Annotated in this window: 17 protein-coding genes; 9 read left to right on the top strand and 8 right to left on the bottom strand. The window is 68.3% G+C overall.

What is annotated here, in order from left to right:
* Positions 1-2 precede the first annotated feature (2 nt).
* Both B1818_RS24255 and B1818_RS24605 read left to right on the top strand, forming a co-directional pair.
* The gene (locus B1818_RS24255; protein ID WP_171011560.1) at positions 3-182 is read left to right on the top strand and encodes a hypothetical protein; all 180 of its coding nucleotides are present in this window, start codon (positions 3-5) and stop codon (positions 180-182) included.
* 731 nt (positions 183-913) lie between these two features.
* On the top strand, positions 914-1,348 hold the full coding sequence (locus B1818_RS24605) for a DUF4190 domain-containing protein (protein ID WP_254859854.1): 435 nt from the start codon (positions 914-916) through the stop codon (positions 1,346-1,348).
* Here the strand turns inward: B1818_RS24605 and B1818_RS22455 are convergent.
* Positions 1,321-2,886, bottom strand: coding sequence for a DHA2 family efflux MFS transporter permease subunit (locus tag B1818_RS22455; RefSeq protein ID WP_254859851.1), 1,566 nt, complete (start codon positions 2,884-2,886; stop codon positions 1,321-1,323). The genes B1818_RS24605 and B1818_RS22455 overlap by 28 nt on opposite strands.
* Positions 2,887-2,964: 78 nt before the next feature.
* Between B1818_RS22455 and B1818_RS22450 the strand changes: the two genes are divergently transcribed.
* The 3 genes from B1818_RS22450 (at position 2,965) to B1818_RS22440 (ending at position 4,881) form a co-directional block, all read left to right on the top strand.
* Positions 2,965-3,216, top strand: a complete 252-nt coding sequence (locus B1818_RS22450) for a hypothetical protein (protein WP_058253009.1) — start codon at positions 2,965-2,967, stop codon at positions 3,214-3,216.
* The gene (locus B1818_RS22445) at positions 3,206-4,054 is read left to right on the top strand and encodes an SDR family NAD(P)-dependent oxidoreductase (protein WP_058253008.1); all 849 of its coding nucleotides are present in this window, start codon (positions 3,206-3,208) and stop codon (positions 4,052-4,054) included. Before B1818_RS22450 ends, B1818_RS22445 begins: the two co-directional genes overlap by 11 nt.
* Before the next feature lie 107 nt (positions 4,055-4,161).
* Positions 4,162-4,881 (top strand): type 1 glutamine amidotransferase domain-containing protein, encoded by a 720-nt coding sequence (locus tag B1818_RS22440; RefSeq protein WP_058253007.1) that lies wholly within the window; start codon positions 4,162-4,164, stop codon positions 4,879-4,881.
* A 61-nt stretch (positions 4,882-4,942) separates the two neighbouring features.
* Here B1818_RS22440 and rpsR read toward each other — a convergent pair whose 3' ends face one another.
* Genes rpsR through rpmB form a run of 4 tightly spaced genes read right to left on the bottom strand, consistent with a single transcriptional unit; the run spans position 4,943 to position 5,940 of the window.
* Positions 4,943-5,206 carry a 30S ribosomal protein S18 gene (rpsR, locus tag B1818_RS22435; protein WP_058253006.1) on the bottom strand — a complete coding sequence of 88 codons (264 nt, stop codon included), beginning with the start codon at positions 5,204-5,206 and terminating at the stop codon, positions 4,943-4,945.
* Positions 5,207-5,234: 28 nt separating this feature from the next.
* A complete protein-coding gene (gene rpsN, locus B1818_RS22430; RefSeq protein WP_058253005.1) occupies positions 5,235-5,540 on the bottom strand; it encodes a 30S ribosomal protein S14 in 306 nt (101 codons plus the stop codon).
* Positions 5,540-5,704 (bottom strand): 50S ribosomal protein L33, encoded by a 165-nt coding sequence (rpmG, locus tag B1818_RS22425; RefSeq protein WP_058253004.1) that lies wholly within the window; start codon positions 5,702-5,704, stop codon positions 5,540-5,542. The genes rpsN and rpmG overlap by 1 nt, the downstream gene beginning before the upstream one ends.
* Positions 5,704-5,940, bottom strand: coding sequence for a 50S ribosomal protein L28 (rpmB, locus tag B1818_RS22420; protein WP_004020952.1), 237 nt, complete (start codon positions 5,938-5,940; stop codon positions 5,704-5,706). Before rpmB ends, rpmG begins: the two co-directional genes overlap by 1 nt.
* 104 nt (positions 5,941-6,044) lie before the next feature.
* On the opposite strand from rpmB, the gene B1818_RS22415 reads away from it, so the two are divergent.
* Together B1818_RS22415 and B1818_RS22410 are read left to right on the top strand one after the other, a co-directional pair.
* Positions 6,045-7,394, top strand: coding sequence for a GTP-binding protein (locus B1818_RS22415; protein WP_078114062.1), 1,350 nt, complete (start codon positions 6,045-6,047; stop codon positions 7,392-7,394).
* Between the two features lie 36 nt (positions 7,395-7,430).
* Positions 7,431-7,688 (top strand): type B 50S ribosomal protein L31, encoded by a 258-nt coding sequence (locus tag B1818_RS22410; protein ID WP_078114061.1) that lies wholly within the window; start codon positions 7,431-7,433, stop codon positions 7,686-7,688.
* A 19-nt stretch (positions 7,689-7,707) separates the two neighbouring features.
* On the opposite strand, the gene B1818_RS22405 is transcribed toward B1818_RS22410, so the two are convergent.
* On the bottom strand, positions 7,708-8,985 hold the full coding sequence (locus B1818_RS22405) for a serine/threonine-protein kinase (protein WP_078114060.1): 1,278 nt from the start codon (positions 8,983-8,985) through the stop codon (positions 7,708-7,710).
* Positions 8,986-9,052: 67 nt separating this feature from the next.
* Positions 9,053-9,622 carry a TetR/AcrR family transcriptional regulator gene (locus B1818_RS22400; protein ID WP_078114059.1) on the bottom strand — a complete coding sequence of 190 codons (570 nt, stop codon included), beginning with the start codon at positions 9,620-9,622 and terminating at the stop codon, positions 9,053-9,055.
* A 74-nt stretch (positions 9,623-9,696) separates the two neighbouring features.
* Between B1818_RS22400 and B1818_RS22395 the strand changes: the two genes are divergently transcribed.
* The gene (locus B1818_RS22395) at positions 9,697-10,263 is read left to right on the top strand and encodes a dihydrofolate reductase family protein (protein ID WP_078114058.1); all 567 of its coding nucleotides are present in this window, start codon (positions 9,697-9,699) and stop codon (positions 10,261-10,263) included.
* Positions 10,264-10,271: 8 nt separating this feature from the next.
* Here the strand turns inward: B1818_RS22395 and B1818_RS22390 are convergent, their stop codons facing one another.
* A complete protein-coding gene (locus B1818_RS22390) occupies positions 10,272-11,204 on the bottom strand; it encodes a saccharopine dehydrogenase (RefSeq protein ID WP_078114057.1) in 933 nt (310 codons plus the stop codon).
* 315 nt (positions 11,205-11,519) lie between these two features.
* On the opposite strand from B1818_RS22390, the gene B1818_RS22380 reads away from it, so the two are divergent.
* Entirely contained in the window at positions 11,520-11,780 is a 261-nt protein-coding gene (locus B1818_RS22380) for a helix-turn-helix domain-containing protein (protein ID WP_078114085.1), read from the top strand.
* Positions 11,781-11,843: the final 63 nt, after the last annotated feature.

Below are 11,843 nucleotides of genomic sequence, written 5' to 3'. Positions count from 1 at the left end.
CCATGTCCAAGAACTACCTCTTGACCGCGCTGGGTGTGGTCGCCGCGTCCGTCACCGCCGCCGTCGTCGTCGGCTCGCTGCGTCGCGCCCGACGCGTGGTGGCCCCGGTGTCCCCGACCGTCCCGCGGATCGAGGAGGTCCGCGAGGCGCTCGCCGAGAGCACCGAGACGCAGGCTTCGTGACCCGCCGCGGCCGACGCGACACCGGGCCGCTCGCCACGCACGGGTAATTTGGTCTCGTGACCTCAGACGACGAGCGCTCCCCGAACCCGCCGCCGGGGTCCGGCGGCGCAGACGACCGGACCCGCGAGTCCTGGTCGGCGCCCGAGAGCTCCGCACCGACGAGCAACCCGGCGCCGTGGGAACGGTCCCCCGCACGACCTGCGGGCTCGCCGACCTCGTCGCAGGGAGCCGACGCTCCCGACCGTTCCGACGGCCGGCCGGCGCCCCGCGGTGGCTTCACGCCGCCGCCGGGGGGTCGACCACCCACCAGACCCGGGCCCCCGCCGGGCCGGCGACCGGCCCCGCCGCGCGGTGACTCGTTCGGGACGTCTGGTCCCTCCGGGGGACCGCACCCGCCCGGTGCGCCGCGTCCGCGGCCGAGCGGCCCCGGGCCCGTGCCGGCCGGGCCGGTGGCGGGCGCCAACCCCACCGTGCAGCGCCCAGGCGGCAATTCGTCCGGCCCGGGTCCGCGACCGCCGATGCCATCCGGTCCGCCCGGACGCCGACCCCCACCCGGTCAACGCCCGGGCCCGGGAGGAGTGCCGTTCGCGAAAGGCGCTCCGCCACAAGGCAATAGGCCCACAGATGGCTCCCGTCCACCCTTCGCCGGGCCCCGGCCGGGTGCAGCCCCGGGCGGACGACCCGACTCCGCCGGTCGGGATTCCGACCGGGACGATCACGCGACACAGGTGGTGGGTGCGGGCGGGCTGGCAGTCGGTCTGTCCGGCGATCCGTCTCCCGACACGCGCGTCGTGGACGGTCCCGCCGCGGCCGGCACACCCGCTGTCGCCGACCGCCCGGACACCGAGACCTCGGGCCCTGCCTCCCCGGCGACCCAGGCCTACTCAGCAGTCGAACCCGCCAAAAGTTCGGAGGACAGCGTGGCTCCCCAGTCCGGTGCCGGTCCGCGCGTCAGTCGGATGGCGTTGTGGGCCCTGGCGTTGTCGATCCTCGGGATCACCTTCATCGTGGGACTGGTCCTCGGATACCGTGCGCGCACCCAGATCCGGCAGCGTCGCGAGGTGGGTCTCCCCTTCGCCACCGCCGCCATCTGGGTCGGCTGGGCCTACGCCGGGGTCTTCGTCTTCGGGCTGCTCGTCTACGGGTGGATTCTGTTCATCGCCTGAGCCGGACTCACAAGCGGCGAGCCGCCCATCCGGCCCCTGAGGAGCGAACACGTCACCCCTGCTCCCTGAGGAGCGAGCTTGCGAGCGTCTCGAAGGGTCCCCCGCGCCGGCATCACGAACACGGCCGCGAGGAGGGCACACACGAGGAGACCGGCCGTGAGGAGGTACGTGTCGGCGATCGCCGAGGCCAACTCGGGCGCAGCGTCGATGCGTTCGGCGGGACTCAATGACATCGCACCCGCCACTCCCCGACCGTCGACCGCCGTACTGCGCGAATTCATCAGGGCCGCAATGATGGCCGTGATCGCGGCCGACGCCAGCGCGACGGCGAACTGGTTCGAGGTCGTGAGGATGGTCGTGCCGCCCGGGGTGTCTGCGCCCTCGAGGTCGCGGGTGGCGGCCGTCATGGTGGGCAGCATCGTCGCGCCGACACCGATCCCCATGAGAGCGAGGATCGCGACGACGGCCGGGTAAGGGGTCGACTCGTCGAGCAGCGTGGCCATCAGAATCATCGCCGTCGTCGACAGCACGATGCCGCACATCGCAACCCGTCGCGGGTCCACGGAATCGGCGACCCGCGTGGCGATCTGGAGAGTGACGCCGCTCAGGAGCGCGGGGACGACGAACAGCATGCCCGCGGTCGTTGCCGAATCGGACCGGACCGACTGGACGTAGATGGGCAGGATCGTCATCGACCCGAAGTACGCCCCGGCGAAGAAGATCATCACCACGACGCCACCGCGCAGCCGAGCGTGCGCCAACAGCCGGAGATCCAGGACGGGCGTGCGGCTGCGCAGCGATCGTCGGACGAAGTAGCCCAGCAGGACCAGTCCGATACCGACGGGGACCAGGATCGATGCCGCGAGCAGCGACCCGGTGTCCCCGGCGCGGGCCAGGCCGAGAACCAGGAACGCCCCGCCCGGGGACAGCGCCGCCACGGCTCGCAGGTCGATTCGCGGCACGCCGCGCGTGGCGGTTCGGGGGAAGAACCGCCACGCCAGGACCGCCGCGATCAGGCCGAGGGGCACGTTCACCGCGAAGACGACACGCCAGCTGCCGTGGTCGACGAGTACGCCGCCCAGCACCGGACCGAGCACGGGACCGACGAGGGTGGGCAGTCCCAGGATGGCCATCATCCGACCGCGCAGCGCCTCCGGCACCGCCTGCAGCGCAATGGCCATGCCGACGGGTTGCAGCATCCCACCACCGAGCCCCTGGAGTGCACGAAAGACGATGAGACTGCCGATGTTCCAGGACAGGGCGGTGAGGAGCGAACCGAGAACGAAGACCAGGAGGGCCGCGCAGTAGACCCGTCGGCCGCCGAAGCGGTTGCTGGCGTAGGCCGACAGCGGCATGACCGCGACAAGGGCCAGTGCATACGCGGTGGTCACCCACTGCACGCTGGACAGCGGCGCGTCGAATTCGGTGGTCAGTTGCGGGAGCGCGACGGTCACGACCGTCACGTCGAGCATCACCATGAGAGTCGGGACGACGAGGATGAGGCCGATGCGCCGGCTCGCCGGGTCGAGTGTGGTCACGACGACGAGCACACAACCTCAAGTTCAGTTGAAGTCAAGGGCGGTGTGAAATCCCGCGTCTTGGGGCAAGGTGGAGAGATGCCGGACAACGAGAAGCCCACCTGGACCACGACCGACGACGAAGTGAAGGCCGACCCCGACATGCGGAGCGACCCAGACGAGAATGACGGGCCGGCCTCGGCACTGCCCACCGCAGGGGACACCGAGATCGGCGAGACCGACCGAATCCGGGAAGACAAGGCGTCTTACGACGGAGCACAGCCACCGGCCGACCACACTGACGAGGGTCACGCGGTCGGCGGATCGGAGGGCACGACCGATGGCCAGTGACACCCCCTCCGGACAGAAACGCACCATCGTCCTCACCGGCGCCAGCGACGGGATCGGCGCGATCGCCGCGCGTTCCCTGGCCGGACCCGACACCGACCTCGTCCTCGTCGGACGCTCGGCGAAGAAGCTGGCGCCGATCGCCGCCGAGACCGGTGCGCGGCAGTTCACCGCCGACTTCTCCGCGCTCTCGGAGGTGCGGGATCTCGCCGCCGAGATCAACTCCGCCGTCGGAACCATCGACATACTCATGAACAACGCGGGCGGGACGTTCGACGCGTCGCACCGCACGTCCGACGGGCACGAACCCAACTTCCAGATCAACCATCTCGCACCGTTCCTGCTGACCCACCTGCTGCGGGACCGGTTGGCCGCTGCCCCACAATCGCTCGTCCTGAACACGTCCAGCGTCGGCAACCTCTTCGGAAAGGTCGACCTCGACGACCTGGATTTCGAGAAGCGACGGACCCTCGCGATGCGGCCCTACGGTACGGCCAAGCTGATGAACATCCTGTTCACACGGGGGATCGCGCATCGCTGGACCGGTGACAAGATCTATTCCGCCGCAGTGCATCCCGGTCCGGCGGCGACGAGCTTCGGCCGCGACTCACGGTTCGTCGGGCTCGCCTACCGGTCTCCGCTGACGCGCCTGGTGACCATCACCCCCGAGCAGGGAGCTGCCCCGCTCATCGCCCTGGCCGAGCGCGGCGCCGACCCGACGGTCAACGGTGTGTACTTCGATCGCCACAAGGCCAATGGTCGGGAGAACCGTCAGGCCCATGACCAGAAGCTGATCGACGGGTTGTGGCAGCGATCGGCAGAACTCACCGGGCTGACGTGACCTGACCCGTCTCCCCCGCCCTGACCTGGGCCGTGGCCGAGGCCGCGGTTGTTCTCTACGTTGGCGGTCGGAGACCGACACCGTCTACCTGGACACAGGAGGTTCAGATGACACGCAACATCCTCTTCATCATGACCGGCGCCGGCAGCTGGACGCTGAATGACGGCTCGAGCCACAAGACCGGGTTCTGGGCCGAGGAGGCCGTCGCGCCGCTGGAAGTGTTCCGCGCAGCCGGCTACAAGGTGACCGTAGCCACTCCGAACGGCGCGAAACCACCCGTCGACGAGACGAGCCTCGCGGTCGAGAGCATCGGCACACCTGAGCGCGCCGCGGAGATCCGCCACGTCGTGGAGACCGCTCCGGAGCTGCAGAAGCCGATCGCGCTCACCGACGTTCGCATCGCCGACTACGACGCCGTGTTCGTGCCGGGCGGCCACGGACCCATGGAGGACCTGGCCGTCGACGCGGACGCCGGAGCTCTGCTGATAGCGGCCGACGAGGCGCAACTGCCGCTCGGGATCGTCTGTCACGGTCCGGCGATCCTGTTGGCGGCGAACAACTCCGACGGAGTCAACGCGTTCGCCGGCCGCACGGTGACCGGCTTCAGCAACGCCGAGGAGGAACAGGCCGGGCTCGCCGACAAAGCTCCCTGGCTCCTCCAGGATCGGCTCACCCAGGCGGGGTTCAAGGTCACCCTCGCCGAACCGTGGACGGTCCACATCGAGACCGACGGCAACCTGCTGACCGGCCAGAATCCCGCGTCGTCGGAATCCTTGGCACGCACCCTGCTGGATCGCCTCGAGAACGTGCCGCAGGGTTCCAAGTAGCAGGGCACTCACCACCGAGCGCGACGCCTGCCCCACACGGGGGCAGGCGTCGCGCTCGTTCTCAGTGCCGAGAGTCGTACGGCAGCAACGCCATCTCTCGCGCGTTGCGGATCGCCGTGGCGACCTGGCGCTGCTCCTGCGGGCTCAGCCCCGTGAGGCGTCGGCTGCGGATTCTGCCCTTGTCGGACAGGAACTGCCGCAGCAATGCGACATCCTTGTAGTCCACGGGATTACGACCGTCGACCCGCACGCCTTGTGCGATGAGCAGGTTCCGCTTGCGCTTCGCCGGCACTTCCTCGCGCTGACGCTGTCTTCTGTTGGCCATCACTGTTCCTCGTTCTCGTGGGTCCGGATCACCAGCTGGACTTCTGGATTCCGGGTAGTTCGCCGCGGTGCGCGAGTTCGCGGAACCGCACGCGCGACAGGCCCGCCTTGCCGATGTACCCGCGGGGCCGGCCGTCGACGGCATCCCGGTTGCGCAGTCGAGTCGGACTTGCGTTGCGCGGCAGCCGTTGTAGGCGTCGTAGCGCTTCCGAACGCTCCTCGGGCGTCGAACTGGCTGCAACGCTCGCGCGCTTCAGTTCGGCGCGGAGGTCGGCATACCGCGCGACGACCTCGCGGCGCTGTTCGTTGCGGACGATCTTGGACTTCTTGGCCATCAGCGGTCCTCTCGGAAGTCGACGTGGGCGCGGGCGATGGGGTCGTACTTGCGCAGCACCATCCGGTCGGGATCGTTGCGGCGGTTCTTCCGGGTCACATAGGTGTATCCGGTCCCGGCGGTGGAACGCAGTTTGACGATGGGCCGGATCTCGTTGCGCGCCATCAGACCTTCTCCCCTCGGGCACGGATCTTGCGCAGCACCGACTCGATGCCGTGCTTGTCGATCGTCGAGATCCCCTTGGCGCTCACGCGCAGCGTCACGTACCGCCCCTCGCTGGGCACGTAGTAGCGGCGGCGCTGGATGTTCGGGTCCCACCGGCGCGACGTCCGTTTGTGCGAATGCGACACCTGCTTGCCGAAGCCGGGTACCCGACCGGTGACCTGGCACCTCTTGGACATGCTGCCTCCTGTTCTTATCGACAATGATTGGCATTAACTGTGCGGCCACGGTACCGTCGTCGGAGCACAAATGGAAATCATTCTCAATAGAACGGAGTGGAGTCGTGCTCGACGATCAACCCGCGAACCACCCGCAGGACACCCCGGGCGAGCAACGGACCCCGATCGTGCTGGTCACCGGGCTCGACGCGTCGTCGATCCACCGGGTGGGCGACGCGTTGGAGTGCGGCGGCGTCGGCAGCGTCCAGGTCCACCACGACCTGACACAGGTCGAGGACGGCCGCGTCGTCCGGACCCTCAGCTGGCGGGGTCCCGACGGTCGCAGCCACCATGACGTCTGCATCGTGGAACTGGCCCACGGTTGCATCTCGTGCACCCTGCGCGAAGACCTGCTCCCTCTGCTGCGGCGGCTGCATCGTCGACCGTCGGTGAACCGGATCGTCCTCACACTCGATCCCGTCCTCGAACCCGAGCAGGTCGCCTGGTCGATCGAGAACGTCATCGTCTCGGACATGCCGGGGTTCGACGACGCCCCGGCGGCCGCCGACGTCCGCGTCGATCTCACCGTTGCCTGTGTGGCCGAGGATGATTGGCTGACCTCGGCGACCGGCGATCTCTCACTCACCGAAGGTGGGCACGTCGCACTCGACGACGACCGCACCCTCGCTCAGGTGGCGGTCGGTCAGGTCGCTTTTGCCGACGCGCTGGTGGTCGCGGCATGCGACCCGACCGTCCGCGACGCCTGGGCGTCCGCGCGACTCGTCGCCGTCCTCAAACGGCTCGCGCCGAACGTCCCGATGATGTTCGAGTTGCCGCAGCGCCCGATCACACCCGTCCTCGCCGAACAACTGCTCGCCGCGGTACCGCCCCGTTCACGTCGCGGACGCATCGACGGTCCACACGACCCTCTCCTGGCGGGCGAGCCGCCACTGGAATCCGACTGCGGGGTCACGTGGGTCGAGTTCCACAGCGATCGACCGCTGCACCCGGGTCGCTTTCACGAGGCGATCGACGCCCTCCTCGACGGGGTCGTCTGTGCCCGCGGGCGACTCTGGATCGCCACCCAACCCGACGAGGCGCTCTGGCTCGAGTCGGCCGGCGGCGGACTCCGCGTCGCGCACGGCGGTCCCTGGCTCGCCTCGATGACCGACGACGAACTCGTGCAGGTACCCGACGAGCGACGGGCTCTCGGTGCACTGCGCTGGGACGAGACCTTCGGCGATCGGCACACCTCGCTCGTCGCGCTCGTCCACCAGGGCGACCCCACGGAGATCGAGGAGGCCCTCCGCGGCGCCTGCCTGAACGAGGTCGAATTCGCTGCCGGACAACAGTTCTGGTCGACCTTCGACGATCCCTTCGGGCAGTTCCACGCCGACCCGTGCGATGACCTCGACGTCGGCGAGTCGACCGTGGACGCAATCCCCGGCGTCGACGCTGATCCCCGGGACAACTGACCCGCACCGACCCGCATCTCACCGGAAAGGACCCACATGAAGAAGGGCATCCACCCCGATTACCACCCCGTCGTCATCCGCGACGGTTCGACGGGCAAGGAGTTCCTCACCCGATCGACGGCGACATCGTCGACGACCGTCACCTGGTCCGACGGCAACGAGTACCCGCTCATCACCGTCGATGTCACCAGCGACTCGCATCCGTTCTACACCGGGGTCAACACCATCACCGACGTCGCCGGCCGGGTCGAGAAGTTCCGCCGGCGCTATGCGCACCTGAACAAGGACGACTGAGGGACGTCGATGGGCGACGTCAGTTCTTGTCGTCCTTCGGTTTCCCGTTCCCCTTGTTCTCGCTCTTGCCACCACCGCCGTTGCCACCACCGCTGTTGCCCCGCCCGTTTCCGCCGCTTCCGGCCGGTCCCTCCTCGGTCTGGGGGGTGTCGATCTCCGTCGCGCCGGTCGGCAGAGGGATCGGCGCGGGCGCGTCGATCGTGCTCGGCGGTGGAGTCGGCCGTGATTCGGTGGTCGAGGACTCGGCGGCCGGCAGGGAGGTCGGGGTCGCCGGAACTGGGGTGTCGTCGTCGGATCCGGTGGCGATGACGACGACGGCGACGAGAAGGGCGGTCAGAAGAGCGGCGGCGCCGCCCAGCACCGCGATCGACGTTCGACGTCGGGAGCGGTTCGGCCCTTCCGGAAGCGAAGCCGTCCCCGAGGCGGTGCGAGTTGGCGGGGACGGTGGCGGCATCGGCGCCGTGAGCCGACTCGTCCCGTCCGGGCCCATGTGGTCGCCATGCCCGGCCAGCGCCGCGCTCATCGCCGCAGCACTCGGAAACGGCACGGTGTCACCCGGACGCATGGCCCGGTCGATCGTCTCGCGCAGTGCCGGCGCGACATCCGGACGGATGTCGGCCAGCAGTGGCGGCGGCGCGTGCAGGATCGCGTGCGCGACGGCGGCAGGGTTGTCGTGGTCGTACGCGCGGCGACCCGTCAGAGCCTCATATGCGACGACCGCAGCCGCGTAGAGATCGTCGGCCGGTGTCGCCGCCCGGCCCAACACGCGACCGGGACTGAGGTAACAGATGGTTCCGACCACTTCTCCCGTCGCCGTGTGCGCCATCCCGGCCGTCTTGGCGATGCCGAGATCGGCAACCTTCACCCGGTCGCCGGACATCAGCAAGTTCGCGGGTTTGATGTCGCGGTGCAGCACCCCGGCGGAATGGGCGGCGTACAGGGCGGCCAGGACGTCCTCGAGGATCGCGGCGACGCGGTGGGGCGGCAACGGCCCGCCGGCCATGAGATCGCCGACCGTTGTGCCACTCAGCCGTTCCATCACGATGTACGGCGTTCCGTCGTGCTCGCCGAAATCGTGGACGGCGACGATGTTGGGGTGGTTGAGCGCGGCGGCCGCCCGCGCCTCTGCGATGAACCGGTCACGTGCGACCGTCGGGGTCTCCGGCTCTGAGCGCAGTAGTTTGATGGCGACCGACCGGTGGAGTCGCCGGTCCCACCCGTCGTGGACCACCGCCATGCCACCGCGTCCGAGAACTCCCCGGATCTCGTAGCGTCCGTCGAGCAGGTCTCGGTCCACCTATTCACGGTAGCGGGTGCCATTCCCGGCCATCGTCGACCCGGAGCCGGAGTCGGACGGCGTGATCTCAGCCCGGCAGCAACCCGTCGACCAGCGCGTCGACGATGTCGTCGACCGGCACATCCGGGAGCAGCGGACCGGTCAGCTGGTCCAGCAGGAGGCCGTCGACGGCGTAGTGGAAGAGGGCGATCTCCCGGGCCGTCCCCGCCAGGCCGGCTTGTTCATTGAACGCCACGTCCCCGGTGAACCCGGTCCGACGCCATTCGCCGATGATCTCCGCGACCTCAGGGCGTCGAATTCCTTCCAACCGGAGTTCGATCAGTGCGATGGTGACAGTCCGGTTTGCCATCAGACGCTCGACGATGTTGCGGAGATACTCGGCGAAGAGCTCCCGCGTCGGTGTGCGTCCGGCCCGCTCAGCGATGAACTCGTCGCTCGGTGCCAGTCGCTCGTAGATGCGCTCCACCAATCCGGTGAGAAGTGCTGAGCGAGAACGGAAGTAGTTCGTCGTCGTACCGAGGGGCACGCCGGCCGCCCGGTCCACCGCGCGGTGGGTGAGTCCCCGCGCGCCGGCGTCGGCAAGCACTTCGAGACCCGCGTCGGCCAGCGCCCGTCGGCGGTCATCGTTGCGAGCCATGAGAAAACGATAGCGCAACCACTACATGTGTTGTAGTTTCTCAACCACTACATCTGAAGTGATTGGGGAACAGCATGCGTGAACTCGTGTACTACGTGGCCGTGAGTCTCGACGGGTATATCGCCGGACCGGACGGCCAGTTCGACGCCTTTCTGATGGAGGGCGATCACATGGACGGCATCAACGAGCGGTTCGCCGACACCATCCCGACCGACTACGCCGCCGCACGCGGGATCGACCAGAGCACAGGGATGTTCGACACCGTCCTGATGGGAGCCGGTACCTATGCCGCCGGGTTGCCTGAGGTGACGAGTCCGTATCGTCACCTCGACCAGTACGTCTTCACCCATCGTCGACGCGACCCGGTGGACGGTGTGACGTTCACCGACCGCGACCCGGTCGAGGTGGTACGCGAACTCAAACAGATCGAGGGGAAAGACATCTGGCTCTGCGGCGGCGGCAACCTCGCGACGCAGCTGGCCGAGGAGATCGACCGGTTCGTTCTCAAACGTCAGCCGGTGATGTTCGGGAGCGGAATTCCGCTGATGGCGCCCGGCCGGTACGCGCCCAGGAGGTTTCGCCGCGTCACTGGTCACGACTTCGACACCGGGGTGTCGATCGTCGAATACGCCGCGACGTAGGGGCGGACCTACCTCAGCACCGAGAGCGCGTCGTCGAGTGAGACCAGGTCGGCCATCGTCACTATTCTCTTGGCGCCATGGAGTTCCGTCGCGGCGCGGATGGCGGCCAGCGCCGTCAGTCGGCCCGTGGCGTCGGACTGCCCCGTCCCGGAGGCCTCCCGACGCTCACCGGTGCGCCGATTCTCGGCGATGACGTGCCAGGCATCGGAACCAAGGGGAGGCGCCCACGTCAGCGTGCCGCGCAACGCCGGCACCCGCCCGATCAGGCCGAGCGCCGCGGTCATCGGGGCCGAGCTGAGAGTGAGATACGAGCGGATGTGACCCGGCCGGTTGTCGAGAAGGACATGGTCGGGGAAGTCCGCGCGCAGATATCGTCTGCCATGTCCGTCGGGTCCGGTGGCGCGCCGGGTCTCACCGAGGTTGCGGACTTTCCCGCCTTCGGGCGGGCGGTGGACATCGGTGCCGATCAGACCGACCGTCCACGCGACCGCCGCCGGGCCATGTTTCTCCCCCGCCCCCAGCATCACGAGCACGTCGAGGTCGTCGCCGGGCCGAGAATCGAGTGCGGCGGTCAGGATCGTGCTGAGCCCGGGCGCGAGGCCTGCCCCCAGGACGATGGGTCCGGCCGCGGTCGCACGCAACGCATCGAGGTAGGCGCCAGACGCCGAGATGTCCACGAGCGGCGTTGGTCCGATCGCGGTGCCGAGTTCCGCGCGTTCGACGCCGGACGCATTGACGACGACGTCATGTCCAGCGGCGAGGTCGCGTAGTGCCGCGAGATCCTCGCGTAGATCGAGCCGAACATCGGCGCTCGCTGCTCGGCTCGTCGTGGTCACGAGATGGCCATCCACCTCGAGCTCGCGTCTTACGACGGCGCCCACCGCACCGCGCCCGCCGAGCAGGAGGACCCGCAGGTCCTCACGGTTGTTCGATTCGCTCATAGACACCACTTCCAGTTCGCGATTGCCTGACAATCATGCTCGACGCCGAGCACGTCCTAGGACCCGACGAGACGGCCCAGTTCGATCCGACGACTCCTTACTGGTACGGAGCGGCTGACGACAACCCGGTCGAGATCCTGCATCTGTTTGGTCGTACCGCGACCGGCCGGGGTCGCGCTTTGTCGATGGAAGTAGAGCTAACGGCACGGTGTCGTCCTTTCGGAAGGGCGGTCTGTACGGCGCGCCATAGCGTTTAAAAGTTATGACTCCAGTAGGTACAGGCTCTCCCATGTCATACTTATGCATAATCTTCTTATGGACACGCGCGCTCTCATAGCCGACGGCGAGAACTTCACCACTGAGTTCAAGCGTTCGGATATCAACGACAAGGAGCTCACGAAGGCTGTCGCCTGTCTCGCCAACGGCGACGGAGGCGTTCTGTTGGTTGGCGTAGACGACAACGGCATCGTGGTTGGTGCACAACCGCGTCACGGCCGGACTACCGACCCGGCGCGGGTTGGTGCATACATCCAAGCCAATTGGCAGGTCCCCGATAGCCGGTCCAGGCAGTTCTAGAGCCAGTTTCTTCTAGCTGTCGGTCAGTCGATCTCGCAGCCCACAGGGTGGTGCTGGTGGGTG

Origin of the sequence: Gordonia sp. IITR100 (assembly GCF_002009645.1) — a bacterium.
GTDB classification, from domain to species: domain Bacteria; phylum Actinomycetota; class Actinomycetes; order Mycobacteriales; family Mycobacteriaceae; genus Gordonia; species Gordonia hongkongensis.
This window is presented reverse-complemented; position numbering and strand designations above follow the sequence as displayed.

Excerpts from the sequence above, each read along its gene's own strand:
- B1818_RS22390 (WP_078114057.1), bottom strand. The coding sequence starts at position 11,204 with ATGAGCGAATCGAACAACCGTGAGGACCTGCGGGTCCTCCTGCTCGGC.
- rpmB (WP_004020952.1), bottom strand. The coding sequence starts at position 5,940 with ATGTCCAAGAGGTGCCAGGTCACCGGTCGGGTACCCGGCTTCGGCAAG.
- B1818_RS24255 (WP_171011560.1), top strand. The coding sequence starts at position 3 with ATGTCCAAGAACTACCTCTTGACCGCGCTGGGTGTGGTCGCCGCGTCC.
- B1818_RS22395 (WP_078114058.1), top strand. The coding sequence starts at position 9,697 with ATGCGTGAACTCGTGTACTACGTGGCCGTGAGTCTCGACGGGTATATC.
- B1818_RS22380 (WP_078114085.1), top strand. The coding sequence starts at position 11,520 with ATGGACACGCGCGCTCTCATAGCCGACGGCGAGAACTTCACCACTGAG.
- B1818_RS22410 (WP_078114061.1), top strand. The coding sequence starts at position 7,431 with ATGAAGAAGGGCATCCACCCCGATTACCACCCCGTCGTCATCCGCGAC.
- rpsN (WP_058253005.1), bottom strand. The coding sequence starts at position 5,540 with ATGGCCAAGAAGTCCAAGATCGTCCGCAACGAACAGCGCCGCGAGGTC.
- B1818_RS22445 (WP_058253008.1), top strand. The coding sequence starts at position 3,206 with ATGGCCAGTGACACCCCCTCCGGACAGAAACGCACCATCGTCCTCACC.
- rpmG (WP_058253004.1), bottom strand. The coding sequence starts at position 5,704 with ATGGCGCGCAACGAGATCCGGCCCATCGTCAAACTGCGTTCCACCGCC.
- B1818_RS22440 (WP_058253007.1), top strand. The coding sequence starts at position 4,162 with ATGACACGCAACATCCTCTTCATCATGACCGGCGCCGGCAGCTGGACG.
- rpsR (WP_058253006.1), bottom strand. The coding sequence starts at position 5,206 with ATGGCCAACAGAAGACAGCGTCAGCGCGAGGAAGTGCCGGCGAAGCGC.
- B1818_RS22450 (WP_058253009.1), top strand. The coding sequence starts at position 2,965 with ATGCCGGACAACGAGAAGCCCACCTGGACCACGACCGACGACGAAGTG.
- B1818_RS22400 (WP_078114059.1), bottom strand. The coding sequence starts at position 9,622 with ATGGCTCGCAACGATGACCGCCGACGGGCGCTGGCCGACGCGGGTCTC.